Below are 21,314 nucleotides of genomic sequence, written 5' to 3' on the forward strand. Positions count from 1 at the left end.
TGACTGGGAGTTGCTTCTCTGGGGCTTTTTTGCTATGCTTGCGCCATCGTCGACATAACCACGGAGGAAGAATGCTCAAGCCCCAAGCCGCTGTCATCCTGCTTCTGCTCAGCCTGAGCAGCGCCGCTCGCACTGGCGCGCAGCCGGCTGCGATCGCGGCCGACAGCATTCATGCCGGCGTGTATCATCTTGCCGTGACCATCGGCCCGCGCCCGATGGGCTCGGCGAATGAACGCGCGGCGCTGCAGTGGGCGGCACGGCGATTCGCCGGCTGGGGCGCAGACACGGCCTATGTCATGCCCGTGCCGTACAGCGAGCGCATCAACACCAGCTCGGGCGTTGCCGTCGGCCTCTTTCGCGGCCGCAGCGACAGCCTCATTGTCATCGGCGGCCACCTCGATTCCGACGTGCGCGAAAATCCGGGCGCGAATGACAACGCCTCCGGCACCGCCGTGATGATGGAACTGGCGCGCGTCTGGCGCGACGCCGAGCGGCGCTACACCCTGCTGTTTGCGGCGTTCGGCGGTGAAGAGGGCAACCTGGCCGGCTCGCGCTGGTTTGTCGATCATTTCCCTGAAATTGAGCGCGTGGCGCTCATGCTGCAGATCGACATGGCTGGCAGCGACGGCCCGCTGATTCCCTTTATCGACAGTCGTGGCCATCAGGCGCCCGCCTGGCTGGTGAAGGATGCCTATGCCATCGACCGCAGCCTGGGCTACAACAGCCTGAAGTATCCCACGCAATTCTTCACCCTCAATGCGGCGCTCGGCGGCGTCGCCGGCTCGGATCACGAGCCCTTTCTTCTCCGCGGGATTCCCGCCATTGACTTCACGGCCGGCGTGGGAACTTCACCGATTCATACAGCCAACGATCGCATTGAATTTGTGAGCAAAGCGGCACTGGAGCGCAGTGCGCGCCTGGTCGATGGCTTGTTGCGCAAGTATCAAGCACAAGGCATTCCGGCTGCCCGCACCGGCAATTACATGCTCTGGCAACTGTTCGGCGGAGTGTTGTTCGTGCCGCAATGGGCGATTTATGCCGTTGTCGGCCTTGCGCTTCTGCTCGGTGTGCTGGCGTTCACGCGCGGCCGCGCCCAGCGGCTGCAAATCGACAAGGCGCAGCGCGTCCATTTCTCCGGCGCCAAGGTGTTTCTGCTGCTGCTCGTGATTGCGGTGTTCGCGCAGCTCGGCGAAGCGGCGATGCAGTTCGTCAAAGGCCTGCGCTATCCCTGGTTTGTGCACAGTGATGAGTATCTCACCCTCGCCGCGCTGTTTGCCCTCGCCGGTTTCTGGCTGGCGCTGTGGCTCAGCCGAAACTGGCGCTTCAGTCCCGATCCCTATCTCTATCTCAAGCGCGGCCTGGTGCCGCTGTGGCTGCTGGTGATCCTGGCCTGGCTGGCAAGCCCGCGCCTGGCGCTGTATCCGGCGCTCACGCTGGTGTGCTGCAGCCTGGCCGTTTATCTGCCGGGAACGTTGTTGAAACTGCTGTTTGCACTCGCGGCGCCGGTTCCCATGTTCATGCTGATGTTCTTCGAGTTGTTCGAATTCGGGGCCCGCTCCATGCCGCGCGCGCTGGCATCCTATCACGGCTTCACGCCGTCGTTGATCTACAGCGCCGCGCTCACCCTGCTGCTGATTATTTGGTATCTGCCCTCTTTTTACCTGCTCGCCTACACCTTCGCGCACGGACACAGACACCTGGCCTGGCTGCGCATTTTTCGACAACCGCTGTTCGGTTTGTTGATTCTGCTGGCGGTATTTGCATATGGCGGGTATTTGTATGCATTTCCCGCTTACAACGAGCAGTGGCACGCCAACTTGCGCGTGGTCGCGCAGTATGATCAGAACACGCAAGACAGCCGGCTGCGGCTGACGGGCGATGAGTATTTTCGCGGGGTGGAAGTGAAGGCGGGTGATCTGCAGCAGACCTACGATGAGGCAATTCATCGCGCGGAACTGGCCCTGCCGTTTCGCGCGGATTGGCTGTCGGTTGCCGGCAGTCAGACTGGCGACGCGCGCGACTCGACGCTGATCCAGGTCGATTGGCTGCTCACCAGTGCCAAGCCCTGGAACGAAGTTCGCGTGCAGGTGCAGAGCGACACCCTGGCGCTCGTTGTCATGGACACGAATTTGAAATACAGCAAGCGCCGCCGTGCAGACGCCGAGCGCTTCCTGTTTCGCTGGTATGCCGACCCGGACGACACACTGCGCGCGCAGGCGAGTTTCAAGCTTTCACCGGGCAGCCGGCTGATTCGGCAGGTGACCGCGATCTATGCGGAACCGCCGTTACCGCTCACGGTCACGGCACAATACGCCGACGTGACCTACCGCACCGAAGTCACCCGCCGCGACACGCTGGTGGTCATGCCGCCGCCGACTGAGGCGGGATTGTGAGCGCCGCGGCATTGGGGCTGCGGCCTTGGCCCTTCTCCTGCGGTGGCGTTTGCTTCACGTTCGAGGCACACCGGCGAAGCATTCACAGAATTCATGCGGGTGCGTCGCTGCTGCCTGCACCGCCGCGGCAGCGCGCGCCAGCGCCACCAATTCCCAGTAAGGCGGGCGATAGCCGCGCGTTTGCGCAAACTGCTCCGCCTGCTGCAGCACCCTGGCTTTGATCGCCAGATGCCGCTGGTTGAATTGCCGGTGCCGCAGCGCGGCCGCGGCACTCATGCCCTCGGGCACCGGCCCGACTTTGCCCAGCGCGTTGCGAAGCAAGCTGTAGCCTTTCAGTACGCGCGCCAGCGGCAGCAGATGCCACGCGTAATCGAGACGGTCGCCCGCTTCCGCGCCCTCCAGCATGGCATCGATCACCGCGTTGTCAACGTGATCTTGATACAGCGTTTCCGGATCGCGCCATTCCGCCACCACGCGCAATTGCGGATCGTATTCGAGATCCGCGGGCTCCTGCGTTTGGAAATGCTTCACCCCGAAAGCCGCCAGCCACGCGCTCACCCCCGCCGAGGAGATGTGTGAGATGCCCATCCACAACTCGAGGCCGAACTGGCGATAGGCCGCCGAGGCCACTTCCGAGCAGAACAACTTGCCGGCATCCTGATAATCCATTTCGAAATCATAGGGAATGTGTTGTGCTTGCGCCTGCGCCAGCGCGGCGCTGGCGGCTTCGTGCGGCAGATGGGGATTGGCGGTGAGCGCCGGCAGATCGGCGCGCAGCCGCAAAACCATTACCCGGAGCTTTTTGTCGCGCAGATATTCCTCCAGCGTTGCCACTGCCACGCCCCGCTCGATGTGCGCCTCGATGATCGAGGCCAGGCTGGTTTTTTCATCGACGTGCACCAGGGCAATGTGGGAAAAGTTTCCGGGATAATCGTTGCCGCGCGCGATCAGCGCCGAGGTGGGCGCGCCCCCGCGCGAGACCAGAATGTCGCCGCTGTGAATGGTGACCCCGAGAATCTTGGTGGAAGGCGTTTGGGAAGGTTCCTCTTCGCCGCGCGTCAGCGCCGGCAGCGCTTGCGGTGGCGCCTGCAGCATCACTTCTTCCAGCGCCGCGCGGCTGCCATAGAGCAGGCGATAGAGCCGGTCGCGGGTCGCCGGCGACTTGATGTCCCACTGCTGGGATTGCGCTTTCACCAGCGTGCGCACGCGGGCCTGCAAACGTTCATAAACGGCCAGCTTCTCCGGGCAGGCTGCCACCTGCGGCGCCAATTCGAAAATGTCGTGTTCGAGGCCCGCAAAGAGTTGATGCTCGGGAGGGAACGAATGGGCGCTGAGCGAGTCGAGGCGCTGCTGCGTGCGGGCCAGTTCCTGGTTGATTATTGGCTCGAGCGCGGCGCAGCCTGCTGTTCTCGCCTGTTGGAAGCGTTCTTCCAGCGCCTGCCAATAGGCATCTTTGTTCCACACGAAGGGCGCCTTGTCGCTGGCCACCGGGGGCGGCACTTCGGCGGCAGGAATGAGCAGCAGCAAGTAAAGCACGCCCAGCGCGAGGGCAACGGAGGCAATGAGCCGGCGCTTTCGGCTGCCGGTGGCGGAAGTCGAAGTCATAGCCGTGTCACTTTCTGTGGGTGGAGCGGAGTTTGAGTTGGAAGAATTTTTCGCGGGCAAGGTGCAAATTGCGAGGCACAAAAGCAAGTCGGCCGCTGCACGGCAGAAGTGGGCAGGAGAGGCGGGATCGGCAGATTTCTAGTGCTATTCAGGCAAGAGGACTTCGAAACGGCGTACAATGCCTGCAATGAGTTTTCGCCGTCATCGTTTTCTAACAGATGGAAACAACTCAGCGGAAATTTTCTACCTCCCTGGGGCTGTTTCTACTTGTTGAAAAAAAATCCGTGCGGTCCGCAGGGCGCAAGCTATTGGCCGGTCCAACAAACTCGCGTCGTTAGTTGTCGCGTCGAGCAATTCACCAGATTCCTCACATCACACTGCAATCGAGCTGCTCGCAGCAGTTCAAGCAACCGTGCAGGCGCCGTGCGGTCAATTCTGCGTGTGCGGCAGTGCCAGCGGCTGCGCGAGTTTGTTTTTGAGATTGGCGGTCAATTCGTTCATCACGGCCAGCACGCTTTCGCTGCTGGCTTTCTCCGCCAACAGCAGCGTACCGGATTGTGAGTCGAATACTTGGACATCGACGCGCAGGCGGTTGCCTTCGCGCACTACACCGCCGAACAGCAGCAGATCCGCCGCCGTCTGCCGCGCCAGGGCGCGCGCGTTTTGGAGATTGTTGCGGGCTGTTTTGTGCGTTCCGGTGATTTGCTGCGCCTCCTCGAGAATCGTGCGGCCAAACACCTGCACGCCAGGCGTGCCTTGCAGATCGGTGATGATCATGTCGGGCAGGCCGGTAACCAGCCAGGCATCGCCGGCATGGCCGGTGCGATTTTCAAAATAGGCCACCAACAAGGTTTTTTCCGCAAGCGCGTGCGCCGGCTGCGCCAGCGAATCTGTTGCGATGTGCTGAACCGAGGCCAGCGTTGCGGAGGACAATCCGCGTGGCGAGTGGCCCGGCTGGATGAACAGCGCCGGCACCAACATGCTGAGCGCCACCAACGGCAGGGCGCGGCGCAGGCTGTGCCGTGAAACCAGCGGTTTCAGGAATTGCCGCGGCTGCCAGAATTTCGCTCTGATCGCCGCCGGCCGTTGCGCCGCCTGGGGGTTGGATTGCGGCAGCAGATAAGGCTCGAAGGTTTGCGTCTCGCTCACGTGCAGTGTGTCCTGCCGGTTGGAGGCGATTTCGATGGCGGCCTGGCCCAGCGGCTTCACCGGAATTTTGAAGACTTCAACTTTTTGGCAGATGTTTTTCAATTCCTGCGGCCCGAAGTTGATGGCCACGAAGGTGAGCTTGGTTTTGACCATCTCGTAGACTTCGCGCGTGAGGCAGATGCCGCTGGGCTCCGCCAGCGTTTGCAGCCGGGCCGCGATGTTGACCTCGTCGCCGAACAGATCGCCGTCCACGATGCGCACTTCGCCCAGGCTGATGCCGATGCGCACGTGAATCTGATCGGATTCGGGCTTGTCGAAATTGTAGCGCGTGAAGCGTTCCTGCGCTTCGATGGCGCACTGCACCGCTTCCACCGCGCTGTCAAAGTCCATCAAGTAACCGTCGCCCGTGCTTTTCACGATGCGGCCGCGATGCTTGCGCACCAGAAAGCGCATGATGCGATTGTGGTCGCGCAGCAGCTTGAGCGTGAAGCGTTCGTTCTCTCCCATGCGCCGGCTGAAGCCCTTGATGTCGGTGAACATGATCGCCGAAAGCTTGCATGAGTTGTTCTTGAATGCGGACATTTGCTGAACGGGCTGAGAGTTGTGATTCGAGTCCATGAATGCTCTCTCTGCTATGATTTCGGTGAATGCGGATGCGACGGATTGGCTCACAGCGCTTGCGAAGAGTGGAGGGATACCGGCGTTCTTACAGCAGGCGCGGTCGCGCAATCCCTGCTCACAAACCGCCACCCTCTTTTGCAAGGCCTGTGCCACCCTCTACGTCTCAATAAAATCAGAAGCTTGTACTGTCGATCTGACCTTGCATTTTGTCTGCTTTTGAGACGGCCAAGCCACCTGAGACAGTCGCTGTTCTGTACTTGCATCCGGTTGCGAAATGCTCAGCCGCGACTGAGCTTAGGCCTGAGCAGAACTCCTCTGAATCTGAAACCAGCCCGCGGCCATCCCGCGGAAACCGGCTCGCAAAAAGTCGCTACAGTAGCGTGGCCTCCTGCCGCGGACAAGTTTTGATTTGACTTTTGTCAATGTGCGTGGCAAATTGACCAGACACAAATCAGCCCGCACTTTTCGCCAAAAAAATCTGGACAATTTTTTTCGAGGGCTGCAGGCTTGGTCGCCGCATGGAATGATCCGGGCCGGCACAATCTTCGGGAGCAGAGCACAGATGTCGCTGAGGAAGCTTGGTTGTCTCGCCGCTGTTCTGCCGGTTCTTGGCTTGCTGTTTCCGGCGCAGGCACAAACGAAAGAGACCCTGGCCCTCGCGGCCGCCTCGGATTTGATCTATTGCCTGGAAGATTTGAACGCGGCCTTTAGGCGGGAAAATCCCGGCGTGTCGCTGCAAGTCGCCACCGGTTCCTCCGGCAATTTTCTCGCGCAGATCAAACACGGCGCGCCCTTCGATGTCTTCTTGTCCGCGGATTTGGATTACCCCAAAGCGTTGGTGCGCGCCGGCCTGGCTGACTCCAGCAGCTTGACGAAGTATGCCATTGGCCGGCTGGTGCTGTGGACGGTGCGGCCGGAAATCGAAGTCAAGCGCGGCTTGGCTGTGTTGCGCGAAGACCAAGTCCGCAAGCTGGCCATTGCCAATCCCGAACACGCGCCCTATGGCCGCGCCGCGAAAGCCGCGTTGGAGCACGCGCAGCTCTGGCGCGAGATGCAGCCGAAGCTGGTGATCGGAGAAAACATTGCGCAGGCCGCGCAATTCGTGCAGAGCGGGAGCGTTGCAGCCGGCATCGTTGCCCTGTCTTTGGTTCTCTCACCCCGGCTGGAGAAAGTCGGAACCTATTTCGAAATTCCTGAAACCAGCCACCCGCGTTTGGAGCAGGGCGCGGTTTTGACCCAGCGCGGCGCGGGCAATCCCGCCGCGCGCAAGTACATCGAGTTTTTGCGTTCGGCGGGCGCGCGGGCCATCTTTGACCGCTATGGCTTTCGCCTGCCCAACTGACCGGGAGACTGTTTGCGAGTTTTGAGCGGGCTGCCGCCCGAACTGTGGGAAGCCTTGCTGCTGACCTTGCGCCTGGCTTTCGTGGTGACGATACTGCTGTTGCTGGTGGGCATGCCGCTGGCTTTCGGCTTGAGCCGCAGCCGGCGGCGCGCCCTGCTGGCCGTGGAAACCATCGTGAGCCTTCCCATCGTGCTGCCACCCACGGTGATTGGTTTCTACTTGCTGATGTTGTTCTCACCGCAACAGCCGTTTGGGAAATTTTGGTTGAAACTGACCGGCCAAACGCTCACCTTCACCTTCGAAGGTTTGGTGATCGGCTCGATCATTTACAGCCTGCCCTACGCGGTGCAGCCGATTCTGAGCGCGTTCAAGTCCGTGCCGCCGGAGCTGCTGGAGGCGGCACGCACGCTGGGCGCCAGCGGCTGGCAGGCCTTCCGCCATGTCATGCTGCCGCTTTCCCGGCGCGGCTTGGGCGTCGCGACGATTCTCGGCTTTGCGCACACCCTGGGTGAATTCGGCGTGGTCGTCATGCTGGGCGGAAGCATACCCGGCAAAACCAAAGTGGCTTCGATTGCGCTTTATGATGAAGTGCAAAAGCTCAATTACGATGCCGCTCATCAATACGCCCTGATTCTGTTGGTGATCTCATTTGTGATGTTGTTGGCGATGACGGTGATTCAGCGCAAAATGGATGAAGATGGCTGAGGGCGTGAGCGCTTCTTACCATGTTGCAGGCGGGCCGGCTCTGCCCGCGCCCCTCATCACTAACCTTTCACGGAGGTCCGTATGCGTCGTGTCCTTCCTCTGCTGTGCGCGTTGTTCATGTTGTGTGCCGCCGGCTTCGCGCAAACCACCAACAAGAAACTGACCGGCCAGAGCTTTGTCGGCGAAATCACGATCAATGCCACGCCACAGGCCGTGTGGGCGGTGTTGACCGATCTGCAGAAGCTCAGCGGCGTGATGAACTTCGGCTACACCGGCCCGGCCAAGACGCTGGCCAAGCCCGGTGATGGCGTCGCCATGAAAGTCTGGGGCGATACCGGCACGTTCATCTTGATCCACCAAAAACCCGCCAGCGAGTTGCGTTTCGTGTGGGAGCCGGACAATGCCACCTACATTTGCCAGCAACGCTGGCGGCTGACGCCGGCGGGCAGCACCACCAAAGTCAGCATCGAAGAACGCTACACCGAATCCGGCCCGCAATCGGAGGCCGATATTGCCGCCCAAGTGAAGGCCTACAACGAAGCGTTGGCGCGATTGAAAGCCAAGTGTGAAGGCAAGTAGGCCTTGCGGCGGGTGCGACCACACGCCCGCGCATTCGCCATTTTCCAAAACCAAAAAGACCAACTGATCTCCCGCGAGCCGCCTGCCATGCCTGTGCACGTGTTGAACTGGATCGGGTTTTCGCTTTACGCCGTCGTGGTGGTGGTCGTCGGTATTCGCAGTCTTCGCCGGGCTGCGGCCACCGGCAAAAAAGACAGTTCGCAGGAATTTTGGACGGCCGGCCAGCGCCTCAGCGGCTGGGCCTCCGGTTTGTCGATCTCCGCGAGCATGATGTCGATCAGTTGGTCTTGCGTCTATGGCGTGCAGCTTTTCTACTGGTATGGCTTGGGCGCGCTCTGGCTGCTGGCTATTCCGTGGCTGCTGGCGATGCTGGGGTTTTTTCTGCTGGCGCCGCGCTTGCGCCGGCTGCAAGCCTTCTCGCAACCGGAAATGGTGGGCCGGCGTTTCGGCGTCCGCAGCCGGCAGTTGCTCGCCTTGCCGCTCGCCTTTGTTTATCTCATCTGGTGCGGCGCGGAGATCCATGCCGCCGCTCACCTCACCGCGCCGCTGCTGCAAACCTCGCCGCAGTTGATGATGTTTTTGATCGCGCTGGTGGTGGCCACCTACTCCGCGCTCGGCGGTTTCGAAGCGGACGTCATCACCGATCAGATTCAGTTCGCGCTGGTGGCGTTCTTCATCGCCATGATCGCGGCGCTGGGCGCGCGAGCCGTGTTGCAGCAGAGCAGCCTTCCGGCTTTTCTTGCCAGCCTGGCGACGCCTCCGAAAACCAGCGCGCCGGCGGTGTCGTTGTGGTCGGCCGGGCCGGCGTTGATTCTCATGACCTTCATCGCCTACTTGCCGGGCTGGCTGGTCACCACTGATGTGTGGATTCGTTTGCAGGCGGCGCGCTCGCTCGCCGAGTCCCGCCGCGGCGTCGCGATCGCGGCGCTGAATTCATTCATCTTCGTGACGCTGGGGCCATTGCTCATTGGCTTGACCGCGTTGTATTTGTATCCGCCGCACGGCAGCGTGATTCCGGCGCGGCTGGCCGAGGGCGCGGCCATCTTCGCGGTGATGATGCAGGATTTCGCGCCGCCGGTGTTGAGCGTGGTGTTGGTGGTGGGATTGGCGGCCGCTGCCATGTCCACCATTGACACCACCGGCAATGTCATGGCATTGTCACTTTCTTATGACATGCTCGAGCCGGCGCTGCAGTCGCGCTGGCCGCCGGCGCTGTGGCAAAGGCTGCCGCGTTACATCTCGGTGGTCGCCATCGCAGCGGCGTTTGTCTATGCACTGTTCATCGAATCATTGTGGGACATTTTCTATCTCTCCTCGGGTGTGCTGACCACCACGATTTTCCTGCCCATGGCCGCCCTCTTTCTGCCCAACACCAAACCACGTCAGGTGCATGCCGCCATCATCGCCGGTTTCGCAGGGACGCTGCTGTTCTATTTTCTCGAAACACGCGGCCCGTTGCGACAATTCGAGCCGGGTTGGCTGGCGCAAACCGAGCTGGGTTACATTCTCTGGGGCTTGCTGGCCGCGCTGCTGGCCTTTGGCGTGGTGCGTCTTCTGCCGCAGCGCACACCGTCACGTTGAATTGTGCTGTGCACCTGCCATTTTACCCACACGAAACGCAGTGATTCTGTTTAGGCGCGGACAATTGTTTCATGCTGAAGCAGTTTCACGTCCGTCGCGTCAGCACCTGCCTGCGATATATTTGAAGAATTAACCAGCAATTATTCGCTGCGGCAGCAGCGGCGTTGCTGTCACAGTGTGGTGGCATCAAATTTGTCAAATTTATTGCAAATTGCAGCAGCCACCTGCCCCAGTATGATTGCAACACACATGTGACATGAACAGACTTACGATGCGAAATCCGGCGCGACGCGAAAAACTTCATTTCATCCATCAGGCGAGCGTATGATTCAACCCAGCCAGACTTCACCGGAGCCTGTGATTCCCGCAGCCAAAACCAACGGCACCAGACGCACCGTCCTTTTGATTGACAATGATCTCGCCCTGCATGATCTGTGTCGCACGCTGGTGACGAGGGCCGGCTATGATTTTCTCGCGGCCCGCGACGGCAGCGAAGGTTTGGAACTGCTGCGCCGCGGCAAAGCCGATTTGGTGCTGTTGGACTTGATGTTGCCCGATCGCGACGGCTATGCCGTTTACCAGGAATTGACCGGCAACGCCGAATACGCGCACATGCGGCAAGTGCCGGTGATCATGCTGGCTGCGCCCTCCGCTGCAGCGGGCCGCGGCAAAGACGCTGCGGAAGCGGGTGCGGGCCTGCAGTTGCAGAAACCGTTTGCCGGGCCGGATTTGCTGCGGGCGATCGAACATGCGTTTGCAGCGCACAATCATCGTGACCGGCCGTCAAGCCCGGCCGGGGAAACGGGGCGGGCGGGCCGCGCGCCGCTCAATGCCAGCTTCGGCTTCGAAAGCATCGTCGGCAAAAATCAACGCATGCGCGAAATCTTCGAGCGCATTCGCAAAGTGGCGAAGACCGACGCCAACATTCTGATCTATGGCGAAAGCGGCACCGGCAAGGAGTTGATCGCGCGCAGCATTCACGCGCACAGCCACCGCGCCAAAGGGCCGTTCATCGCGGTGGATTGCGTGGCGCTGCCCGGCAATCTGCTGGAAAGCGAATTATTCGGCTATGAGAAGGGCGCGTTTACCGGCGCAGTAGCGGCGAAGCGCGGCCTGTTGGAGCTGGCACACGGCGGCACTTTCTTTTTGGACGAAATCACCGAACTCAATCTCGATTTGCAGGCCAAGCTGTTGCGCGTGCTGCAGGAGCGCCAATTTCGCCGGTTGGGCGGCAAGGACTTGATCGAAGTCGACATGCGCGTCATCTCCGCGACCAATCGCGAGCCCTTTGCCGCGGTGAAAGACCGCGCCCTGCGGCACGATTTGTACTATCGCCTGAACGTCATCCCGATCGCCTTGCCGCCGCTGCGCGAGCGCAAGGACGACATTCCGCTTCTGTGTCAGAGCTTTCTCGAAAAATTCGCCGGCGCCGGCGGCACCAAAGTGCTGGAGATTTCGCCGGACGCGCTCGCTTGTTTGGTGGGATATTCGTGGCCAGGGAATGTGCGGGAACTGCAAAACGTGATGGAAAGAGTCGCCTCGCTGGCCAGCGGCCCGCGCCTGGAAGCCGCTGATTTGCCGGGCTATCTGCGCGAGACCGCGCAGGGACAGAGCCACGGCGAGGACAAAGCACCGGCAGCGCACGCCGCGGATTTGCCGCTGCGCGAGGCGCGCCAGCAATGGGTGGAAAAATTCGAACGGGACTACCTCATCGAGCTGATGAACCGCTGCAACGGCAACATCAGCCGCGTCGCCCGCAAGGCCGGCGTGCACCGCATGACGATCTATCGCATGCTCAAGCATTACGACATCACGCTCTCGCCGCGCCGGGCGCAATAATCCCGCGGCGCCGCAGCCGAACCGAGTTTCATCTCATCTTACGAAAGCAGAGAATGCACCAACCGCCCAGGGAAGGCCCCATGTATGCACAATCGCCCGCCGCCGACCGCCCGCGTTTCGCTGACCGCCCGCGCCGTGACGACCATCGCCGCGCCGGCCAGGCGGCACCGGGCGAGGATTATGCGTTCAAGAAAAACGTCATTCAGGATATCCTCAATCAGGTCGATTATCAAGCCGCGCTCAACCGCGGCGTCGTCGATTTGGACACGCGCGAAATCGCCGCCGAGCTGCAACAACTCTCCACGCGCGCGCTGGTGGCGTGGTACGAAGCCTTTCTTCACATCCGCAGCGAGTTGATGTTCGCCGGCTACGAACTGAACGGCTTTCGCGTGCTCGACCGCCCCGCCGACGCGATCCGCAAATTGATGGAAGCCGATCCCAATTTCGACATTCGGCAGTACATCTTCTAGGCGTGCGCCTGCGCTGTTCCTGCCTTTCCTCCAACCCTCACGCCAGCTTGCGGCGCACCTGCAGCAACGCCTGGCGAAACGCCGCGGCAGTTTGATAACGCGCCGCCGGTTGCTTAGCCAGTACGCGCTCGAGCACGTCATCCAATTCCGGCGGCAATTCACTGTTCTCCCGGCGCAATGGCTGATGCGGCGTGTGCACGATCTTGTAAGCCAGCGACGCCAGCGTATCCGCCAGGAAGGGGCGCTTGCCGGCCAGCAATTCATACAACACCACCCCGAGTGAAAACAGATCAGCGCGACCATCGGTGTCGTGCCCTTCGATTTGTTCCGGCGCCATGTAACTGGGGGTGCCCAGCACGCGGCCGGTCTGCGTGAGGGAGAGATAGTCGTTGATCTTGGCGATGCCGAAATCCATCACCTTGGCTTCTTCATTGGCGAGCAGCATGATGTTGGAGGGCTTGATGTCGCGGTGAAATACGCCGGCTTGGTGGGCATACTCCAGCGCGCTGCAAACTTGCATGACGATATCCAGCGCGCGGCTGCTGCCTAGGCGCTGGCCGTTCTGCAGAATTTGCCCGAGATCCCGGCCTTCGAGATGCTCCATCACGATGTAGGAGAATCCCGGCTCGTCGTCGATGTCATATACCACCACGATGTTGGGATGATTGAGCTTCGCGATGGCGCGCGCTTCCCGGTAGATGCGGTCCTTCAAAACATGAATCTCGTGCGCGGAGGCGCCAAAACCGTAGTGCACGATCTTCAGCACCACGGCGCGGCCGAGTTTGGGATCCCACGCTTTGTAGATGCGGCCGGTCGCGCCTTTCGAAATTTCCCGATCGATGACGTAGCGGCTGATCTTGTGCGGCGGCACCGGCGCCTGAGTGGTGCGCTCACCGTTGTCATTCCCCTTTGCCGCCGGTGCGGTCGCTTCGGCATTGGCCGGCTGCCGTGCCGCGCCGTTGAGCAGCGCCTGGGCGGCGGCCACCGCGCTGTCATGCTCGAAGCTGAGATACGGCTCGACAATATCGAGCGGGGCCTCTTCCTCCAGCTCATGCAGCAGCGACACGGCGGTGTCCTGTTGGGCGCCATCCGCACGCTCCCCTTTTTGCCAGGAGGAAGCAGCGAGAAACTCGAGAGGCTCAGGCTCCGGCGCTGCGGTCGTCGCGCCGTTGGCGGTAAGTTCTCCGGTGGTAATTGTGGCAGGCGTGCTCCCGTCTGATGTTTCGTCCGCAGCCAGCGACTGCGCGACGGCGACGACCGGTTTTTCCTCCTGCTCGGCTTCTTCTGCATCAATCTGGCCGGGCGAGGCCGCAATCATCTCGGCAAAGAGGATTTCGGTTTGCAGGCCAAAGCCGGTGGCGGCTGCTCCCGCCGCTGTTTGCTCGTCCATGATACTCTTTCCGGTTGGTTCACTGCGCTGCTCGACGGGTTCGGGCAGCGGTGAGGATCTTTCGTCTTCACTTTCCGTGGGGCCGTGCGGCGCGGCCATTTCGAGGTTCGCCGGTTCGGCCAGCCCCGGCAAAGCCAAAGCATGCGCGGGCGTGGGCCGAGGAAGGCTGCGGCGCAGCGCCGTCTTCATCCGCATGACAACCCGGCCGGCTCCTGCTGCGATACAGTTGCGCGCGTGTTTGAGATCGGCAAGGACTGCCTGCCGGGAGAGCGGCCGGCGTTTGAGATAGTACCACAACAGTCCGGCGGGCAGGGCCAAAATCAACAGTCGGAGCCAGTGGTCGCCGCGGTTTTGTTCCCGTTCCGCCAGTTCACGCTGCAGATTGCGATGGTGCACCGAGTCGAGAAACGGAATGATCTCCAGTGGGGGTTTGGCCAGTCGCAAAACGCCGATTTCGTAAGTCACGTCCCGAATGACAGAAGGCGGCTGTTTGCGGTTACGCACGGCTTTTTGCGGCTTGCTCTCGCTTTTGCGGCGGGAGGCGAGGTCTGCTTTCGGCTGGCGCGTGCTTGCATCGGCAGCAATCTTTTGGCTGCGAGCCTGATTACGTTTATCGTTGGGAGTGAGGGCTGGCGCGACCTGGGGGTGAACCGCCTCAACCGGACTTGCCGCCTTTTCCAATTGTTCGAGTTTCTGCCTGGCTGCTGTCAAGCCGGGATCGAGGCCGAGCGCCTGGCGATAGTGCTGTGCGGCCGCAGCAACCTCCTGACTGGCCTCGTAGGCCGCGCCGAGCTGGTAGTGGTTGCGCGCCGTGGGCTGCACCCGCACCAAGCGTTCACCGTACTTCGCGGCGGCCGTGAAGCGATTGAGCTGAAAGCTGGCTTGCGCTGCCGTGGCCAGCGCGGGCGCGAAGTTTTCGTTGTGCCGCAGGGCCGCGGCCGCGGCGGCCAGGCCGGCTTCGAGGTTGCCTTTGCTGAGATGCCGGTTGGCGAGCGCGTTGTAGGCCGGCGGCAAGAGCGTGCGCAAACCCGCTTGATCGGCGAGCGCTGGATCCAGCACGATCACTTGTTCGAAATGCGCCACGGCCGAATCCAGGCGCGATTGCTGATAGAACTCGCGACCCAGGGCATATTCGATGCGGGCGGCGTAGGGGTCCAACACCAGCGCCTCGCGCAACAGCTTGAGACGATCATTCGCGTTTCTGGCTTTGAGCGCTTCTTGATAGAGGCTCTGCGCGCGCTGCTGATCTTTGCTTTGCGCCTGCAGGCCGGCGCAGGCGAAGAGAAGGAACCATATCAGCAATCGCAACGATGCATTTGAGTGGGCTGCCTTCACTTGATCACGATCACTTTTTGACTTGCGGTGAATTGGGGAGTCCCCAAACGATAAATGTATACTCCCACCGCCACCTCACCCCCCGCCTGATCCCTGCCATCCCACACCAACTCATGCGGACCGGCTGCAAAATGCCTGCCGGTTGCCAATGCGCGAATCTTGCGGCCCAACACATCGAAGATTTCCAGCGTGACCGGCGCCGCCGCCGGCAGGTTGAAACGAATTACACTCACGGCATTTTGCCCGCTGCGCAGCCGCGCCGGATTGGGATAGCCCGGCGCCAGCGCGAAGCCGGTTGGCGTGATCAGCCCGGCATCAGCCATCTCGGCAGCAGGCCCGGCCCACAAGATCAATCGCCGCACACTGCTGCTGCTGCGCAAGGCCAGGCGGGCACCGGTGGCCAAATCGAATTGGTGCACCATTTCACCGTTCTCGTCCGTGAGCAGCACCTGCCAGTTTTCCGGAAACTCAGCCGCGGCCAACAATGAAAGCTGCAAGGTCTTGCCCGCGGCGCTGGTGGCGATTTCAAACGGCCAACTCTGCACGCCCTCAGACGGCGGCCGGAAGTCGGCAGCATAGTCACCGCCGAACATCTGCCAATGATGGCGATTGAAACGCAGCGACACAAAGTTGCCCAACGCCGCCGGCGGCTCGCTCAAATCGAGCGCGTCCCATTCTTGCTCTGCATTCGGCGCCACGCCCAGCCAGTTTTGGTCGTCATGAAATTCGCCATCACTCACCCGCAACTGCAACCACCACGTGACGCTGCCGGCAGGCTGATAAAGGCTCGACCGCGCCGCTTTCGTCAAATTTACAGCGCTGCGCCGATGCAGCCGCAGGGTCTGCGGTTGCGCCGTGAGATTGTTGCTGAAGTAGCCCTGCCAGGGCTGCATCTCATTGCCGGCGGCGAGGTATTGCCGGCCGTCAAATGCCCAGAGTTGCGCTTCCACGCCGGCGGGCTTTTGCACCGCACTCCAATCAATGGGAAAATCCCACGGCGAGCCGATGAGATTCCAGCCGGGCTGCAAGGTCAGGAGAAAATCCTCGCCGGTGGTGAGGGAATAGCTCTCGCCAAGAGTGTAATTCCGGCCGGTTGCCGTGATCAGCCAGTAACCTTTGCCGGGCTCGAGATTGCGAAAATCGAAATTGCCGAATTCGACATTGCCCTGCGCCGGATCATAAGCAAACAAGCGCCAGCGCACCGGATCATACGCGCCGAAATCATCTGCGAGCGCGGCCTCCACCGCCGGAGCGGTCAAGCGATAGGGCAGAGCCACGATTTGATAGTAGCCGGCTTGCGTCGGATAAGGCGCGGCGATTTGACTGCTGCGCGTCACCACCGCGTGCCAGGGGAGCGTGGCGCTGGGCGCGGAAAGCGCCACGTTGCCGGCGGAATCGGCCGCCTCGAGGAAATATTCCAAGCCGGCCGAACGCAAAGCCTCACCGCCGATCGTGACGACGAATTCATTGCTCTCACGAATCATCGCCTGGGACACAAAAGTGGCGGCGCCGGCGCTGCGCTGCCACACGCGCAAGCCTGCGACGCCGGACAGTGCGTCGTTGGCAGTCGCGCGCAGCAACAGCGGCTGGCCGCTCACGGCCGTGTCAACCGGCACGTGCGCCAGATTGGGCTTGGTGCGATCGACGCCAAACGAGGCAAAAGCCACTGGTCCGCGGTTGCCGGCGCTGTCGAGCGGGGTCACCTGCCAGCGCTGAGTGCCCTCGCTGAGCAGTGAGCTTTGCACCAGCCGGGTGACGTTGCTCGGCAGCTTGAGAATGGGTTCGCTGTTGAGCCGGAATTCATAGGCTGCCACGCCGCTGAGCTGGTCGCTGGCCGGCTGCCAGGTGAAGGCCAGAGAGTCGGCTTTCGTCCAAGTGCTGCCGTTCTCCGTGATCAAACGCAGCTCACTGGCTGAAGAAGGCGGCGTCAGGTCGTGGCGATATTCGGCCCGCGCGTTGTTGCGGTAATCGACGTTGCCGCGGCCATCCACCAGCCAAATGTAAACCGGCACCCGGCCCTCGAGCGTGATCGGCAGCCGCAGTTCCTGCACCTGCGGCGCCGCGACGAATGAACCGTCGCTGTCGTGAGTTGGCGCCGCGCCAAACCGATAATACGCGCCGCTGATCTGGCTCGGATCAAAGGGATTCTGCCAACGCACGGTGATTTGCGTGGCGCGGCTCCACTGGCTGGGCAGCACGGTCAGGTTTTGCGGCGCTGCCGGCGCGTTCTGGTCCGGCGCAGCCAGGCTGAATACTTTGATGCGAAACTGCTGCGTGGCAATGCCGCCGGCCTGATCACTTGCCTGCAGCGTGACGCTCACGCTGCCGGTGTCACCCGCGCTGGGCACGCCGCGCAGCTCGCTGTTGGCATTCTCCCAGATGAGCCAGGCCGGCTTGGCCGTCGCGGCGATTTGTACGCGATCACCGGCGTCGATTTCCTGCACGGAAACCGTGTAGCGGTACAGGGAATCGACCAGCGCGATCGTGTCGGGCCGGCTCGTGAAAACAGGCGGATCATTGGTGTTGATCACGCGCACGCTGAAGCTCTGTTGATCGCTGGCGCCGGCTTTGTCCCGCACTTGCATCTGCACGCTGTGATCGCCGACGTGTTCGTTGGCGGGCGTGCCCTGCAGCAAGCCGGTGCTGGAATTCAAGGAGAGCCAGCCTGGGATCTGAAGGGCAACAAAGCTCAGACTCTCGTTGGCATCGCTGTCGGAGGCAGTGATTTGATATTGCCAAAGGGCATCTTCGAGCGCGGTGGCCGGCGGTGTCGAAGTGATGCGGGGCGGATGATTGACGTGGCGGATTGGAATTGCATACGTCTGTTGATCGCGCGCGCCGGCACGATCGGCGACCACAACGGTGATCAGAGTATCGTTCAGATGGGCGCGCCGGGGTGTGCCGGTCAACTCGCCGCGGGCGCTCAGTTGCAGCCAGGCCGGTTTGAGCGGAGCGGTGAACGTGAGCGTATCGCCCACGTCCGGGTCGCGGGCTTCGAAGTGAAACTGGTAAACCGAGTCTTCGATCGCTGCCGGCGGCGAACCGCTGGTGAGGGCAGGCGCGTCATTGGTGTTTTCCACGCGCAGCTTGAAAGCCTGCTGGTCGGATTTGTTTTGCGAATTGGTGACCGTGAGCGTGACGGCATAAGTGCCGACGTGCTCGTTGCGCGGCACGCCGGAAAGCTCACCCTGCGCCGACAGCGCCAGCCAGCTAGCGTCGGTTTTCAACTCATAACGCAAGCCCGGATCGCTGGCCGCCGCGGCAACCTGGATTTGATAAACGTATTTTTGATCCTCGCGCGCCACGGTATCAGGCTTGGAAATGATGCGCGGCACACTGGGATCCGCGGCCACATGCAACTGATACGTTTGCGCGGCGCTGCCGCCGGCTTCATCGACAACCAGAATCGTCACGGTGCTCTTGCCCGTGTCCGCTGCTGCCGGCGTGCCGGAGAGTGTTTGCGTGCCGGTTTCCAGGCGCAGCCACGCCGGCCCGGCTTGCAGCCGCACTTCCGGCGCAGTCTCTGAATCAAAATCCGTGGCAGTCACATGATAATCGTAAAGACTGCCCACCCGCGCTGCGGTAACCGGGGTGGAAGTTATCAGCGGAACAATGTTTTCCGCCACGCCGGCAGCAGTAACGGGTTGCGCAAAAACGTCCTCATTGCCCTTGCGCGAATCCGTCCATGAAACCAACACGCCACCTGCTGACATTGCCGCAATGGCCGGCTGAGTTGCCTTGCCGTCTTCAGCTTTGATCAGCACACCATTGGCAGTCCAGGCGGCTTTGCCCTCCGGCGTGATGCGCTGCACTGCGACATTCGCGCCGCTGCGGTCATCGAGCCAGGCGCAGATCAAGCCACCGGCGCCATCGCTGGCGAGGCGGGGAAGCGTTTGTGATTTGGTCACGCGCGCGATGGCCAGCCCTTCATTGGTCCAGAGCAAGCTGCCGCTGGCGGCCACACGTTGTCCATAGATATCCGCCGGATCGTTGCGGCCATCCTGCCAAACCAACAGCACGCTGCCGTCCATGCTTGCCAGCAGTTGCGTCGCGGACTGGTCGGCGCTGGTACGGCCGGCTGTCACCGCGCTGCTCCACAACGTGGCGCCATTGGCGTTCAGGCTTTGCACTTGTACATTGGGTGAGCTCAACAGCCTGCCTTCCAGCCAGGCCACGCGCACGGTGAAATCCTGTGCCGCGCCGGGAACGACTGCCAGCCGGGGCGCGCGCTGGTGACGAACCGGATTGGCGACCAGCGCGCCAGTGCCCCAGACATTCCGTCCGCTGTTGTCGACGCGCTGAACAAAGACGCGATAGGGGTTGTACCTTTCATCACTCCACGCCACGACGAAGCCGCCGTCAGGCGTTGCTGCTGCGTCTCCCAAAATCTGCTCGCGCCGCGTTTGCCCAATGGCAACTCCGGTTTCAGGCCAGAGTTTCGCGCCGTTGGCAGCGAGACGCTGGGCATAGATGTCTTTGCCGCCCTGGCGCTCATCCTGCCAGATGACAAGAGCGCCGCCGCCGCCATCGCTGACCACGATTGGCAGACCCTGCTCGCGGCTGCCTTGGTAGACGATGATGCCATTTTCCCCCCATTGCCGCACGCCCTGGGGATTCAACCGTTGCGCGTAGATGTCGCCGTCATCATCCTGGCTGCTTTGCCAGGCGAGGATGAGATCGCCACTGCCATCACCCGGCACGATGCCGGAATAAGCCTCCACCTTGCTGGAAGAGCTGGAAACTTGCAGGCCGTTGGCCGCCCACAGCGGATGCCATTTCTCATTCAAGCGTTGCGCATACAACGCGGCCGGGCTGCTGCGTTCATCCCGCCAGGCAATCACGGCGCCGGCAGTGGGCAGCGCGGCCACCGCCGAAACGTGTTGCCGCCCGGCGACCATGACGATGGGAAGATTCTGTTGGGCTTTGAGCGAAGGCGTGGCAGCGCCGGCGAGCAACAGCACGATAAGAAAGGCGGGACAGGAGGCCGGCTGCCGGCGGCTTTCACTGGCGGACAGGGAATGACTGCCGTTCGAGGGAAGAAAAACAAATCTCCAAAACCAGGGAGTCTTCGTGCTTGCCATCCTTTTTTGCATGGTACTGGTCTCCACAAACGGCTCTTGCAGGAGCAGAAATCGCGAGGTGCCGAAGGTTACTGCCGCGGCGGTGCGGGCGGCTCGGGCAATAGTTGTGGCTGGCTGGTTGTCCTGGCTTCTCGTCCGAAGATCCAGTAGGCGGAGCCACCAACGGCAGCAGCGCCGGCGACATACCACAACCAACGTTGCTTGTTTGCAGGAGGTGAGCTGAGCTGGGGTGGCGCCGGCATCTCCGGCAACACGGTCACGGCCGGTGGGGACTGGCTCAATTCGGGCTTGCTCAGCAGGGCGGCGATCATCTGCGCGGCATTGAATCCGGAGGGCGGCTGGTTGGCATCATAATGCTGCGACGGTACGATCTCGAACTCCACCAGGTGTGATTTGGCCATTTCGCCGGTGTCCGCTTTCAGCCAGCGCAGCAGCAAGCGCCAGCGCTGTTTGCTGTCCTGCGCGCCGGTTGGAACTTCCACGGTCGGCACGAGCAGCCGTTGCAGAGACAGCTCCGCACAAAGCTGCTGCACCACGCCGGCTTCCAGGGGATCGAACGCCGTGGGCTGCGGCACTTGCGCAATGATCAAATCAGGGAAGAGCACGATCAATTCTTCATGCTGATGCAAGGCCGTGGCCAGCAACTGGCCCAACTCGCGGGCGCGTTCGTCAAACAACGAATCACCCGGCACCACGGCGTTGTCTGCAACGGCGACAACGGGATACATCCCGACCGTCAGTTGGATTCGCGCTGTGTGCGGCTGGGCGCACAGGATCACCGGCAGGATGAACGACAACCGGGCAAGGGGCAGGATCAACTGTAGGTAACGGAAGCGCATTGATCCCTCAATCCGGCGCATGAGTTTCTGTGTTTGCAGTTGTGCAAGCCGTGGCCTTTCCTCAGCTCTCCCCGCGCTTGTTAACGATCTGTTACTTTGCAGAAGGCATTCGATTGTTCAACTTTAAACATACCCGCAGATCTGCCGATTGCGGTTTATTACGTGGTGGTGAATTGCCCGGGCCGCTGCCGCGGTTGGCACGCCGGCGAGATTGCGATTGCAACCCAGCCCGCGATTTGATAGATTGCCGCCGTGCCGCATCCGCGGCCGCGGCGCGCGTTCGGGGACCGGCCGTATCCGCTCACGCCACCAGTCGCGCCGCTGCTTCCTGAGCGAGTGCTTCCGCTCGCGGATCATTGCCAGATCTTTCGCCGGAGGAGGCAGT

Annotated in this window: 12 protein-coding genes; 7 read left to right on the forward strand and 5 right to left on the reverse strand. The window is 61.7% G+C overall.

Features of this window, described 5'->3' with window-relative positions; all coding sequences use genetic code 11:
* Positions 1-71: 71 nt before the first annotated feature.
* Positions 72-2,393: a M28 family metallopeptidase gene (locus tag L6R21_15550; protein ID MCK6560607.1), complete on the forward strand. Its 2,322-nt coding sequence runs from the start codon at positions 72-74 to the stop codon at positions 2,391-2,393.
* 54 nt (positions 2,394-2,447) lie between these two features.
* Here L6R21_15550 and L6R21_15555 read toward each other — a convergent pair whose 3' ends face one another.
* Together L6R21_15555 and L6R21_15560 are read right to left on the reverse strand one after the other, a co-directional pair.
* Positions 2,448-3,998 carry a hypothetical protein gene (locus L6R21_15555; GenBank protein ID MCK6560608.1) on the reverse strand — a complete coding sequence of 517 codons (1,551 nt, stop codon included), beginning with the start codon at positions 3,996-3,998 and terminating at the stop codon, positions 2,448-2,450.
* Between the two features lie 429 nt (positions 3,999-4,427).
* On the reverse strand, positions 4,428-5,687 hold the full coding sequence (locus L6R21_15560; protein MCK6560609.1) for an adenylate/guanylate cyclase domain-containing protein: 1,260 nt from the start codon (positions 5,685-5,687) through the stop codon (positions 4,428-4,430).
* Positions 5,688-6,330: 643 nt separating this feature from the next.
* Between L6R21_15560 and modA the strand changes: the two genes are divergently transcribed.
* From modA to L6R21_15590, 6 genes are all read left to right on the forward strand, one after another.
* Positions 6,331-7,110, forward strand: a complete 780-nt coding sequence (gene modA, locus L6R21_15565) for a molybdate ABC transporter substrate-binding protein (protein ID MCK6560610.1) — start codon at positions 6,331-6,333, stop codon at positions 7,108-7,110.
* Between the two features lie 12 nt (positions 7,111-7,122).
* Positions 7,123-7,815 (forward strand): molybdate ABC transporter permease subunit, encoded by a 693-nt coding sequence (modB, locus tag L6R21_15570; protein ID MCK6560611.1) that lies wholly within the window; start codon positions 7,123-7,125, stop codon positions 7,813-7,815.
* 81 nt (positions 7,816-7,896) lie between these two features.
* Positions 7,897-8,394: an SRPBCC domain-containing protein gene (locus L6R21_15575; GenBank protein MCK6560612.1), complete on the forward strand. Its 498-nt coding sequence runs from the start codon at positions 7,897-7,899 to the stop codon at positions 8,392-8,394.
* Between the two features lie 87 nt (positions 8,395-8,481).
* Positions 8,482-9,975, forward strand: coding sequence for a hypothetical protein (locus tag L6R21_15580; GenBank protein ID MCK6560613.1), 1,494 nt, complete (start codon positions 8,482-8,484; stop codon positions 9,973-9,975).
* Positions 9,976-10,299: 324 nt separating this feature from the next.
* Entirely contained in the window at positions 10,300-11,814 is a 1,515-nt protein-coding gene (locus tag L6R21_15585) for a sigma-54 dependent transcriptional regulator (protein ID MCK6560614.1), read from the forward strand.
* Positions 11,815-11,894: 80 nt separating this feature from the next.
* A complete protein-coding gene (locus L6R21_15590) occupies positions 11,895-12,284 on the forward strand; it encodes a hypothetical protein (GenBank protein MCK6560615.1) in 390 nt (129 codons plus the stop codon).
* Between the two features lie 37 nt (positions 12,285-12,321).
* Here the strand turns inward: L6R21_15590 and L6R21_15595 are convergent, their stop codons facing one another.
* Genes L6R21_15595 through L6R21_15605 form a run of 3 tightly spaced genes read right to left on the reverse strand, consistent with a single transcriptional unit; the run spans position 12,322 to position 20,929 of the window.
* The gene (locus tag L6R21_15595; GenBank protein MCK6560616.1) at positions 12,322-14,976 is read right to left on the reverse strand and encodes a protein kinase; all 2,655 of its coding nucleotides are present in this window, start codon (positions 14,974-14,976) and stop codon (positions 12,322-12,324) included.
* A 29-nt stretch (positions 14,977-15,005) separates the two neighbouring features.
* Positions 15,006-20,102 carry a putative Ig domain-containing protein gene (locus L6R21_15600; GenBank protein MCK6560617.1) on the reverse strand — a complete coding sequence of 1,699 codons (5,097 nt, stop codon included), beginning with the start codon at positions 20,100-20,102 and terminating at the stop codon, positions 15,006-15,008.
* A gap of 56 nt (positions 20,103-20,158) precedes the next feature.
* Complete coding sequence (locus L6R21_15605) at positions 20,159-20,929, reverse strand: hypothetical protein (protein ID MCK6560618.1); 771 nt, start codon at positions 20,927-20,929, stop codon at positions 20,159-20,161.
* Positions 20,930-21,314: the final 385 nt, after the last annotated feature.

Source organism: bacterium (assembly GCA_023150945.1).
In the GTDB taxonomy this organism is placed as follows: Bacteria; Zhuqueibacterota; Zhuqueibacteria; order Zhuqueibacterales; family Zhuqueibacteraceae; genus Coneutiohabitans.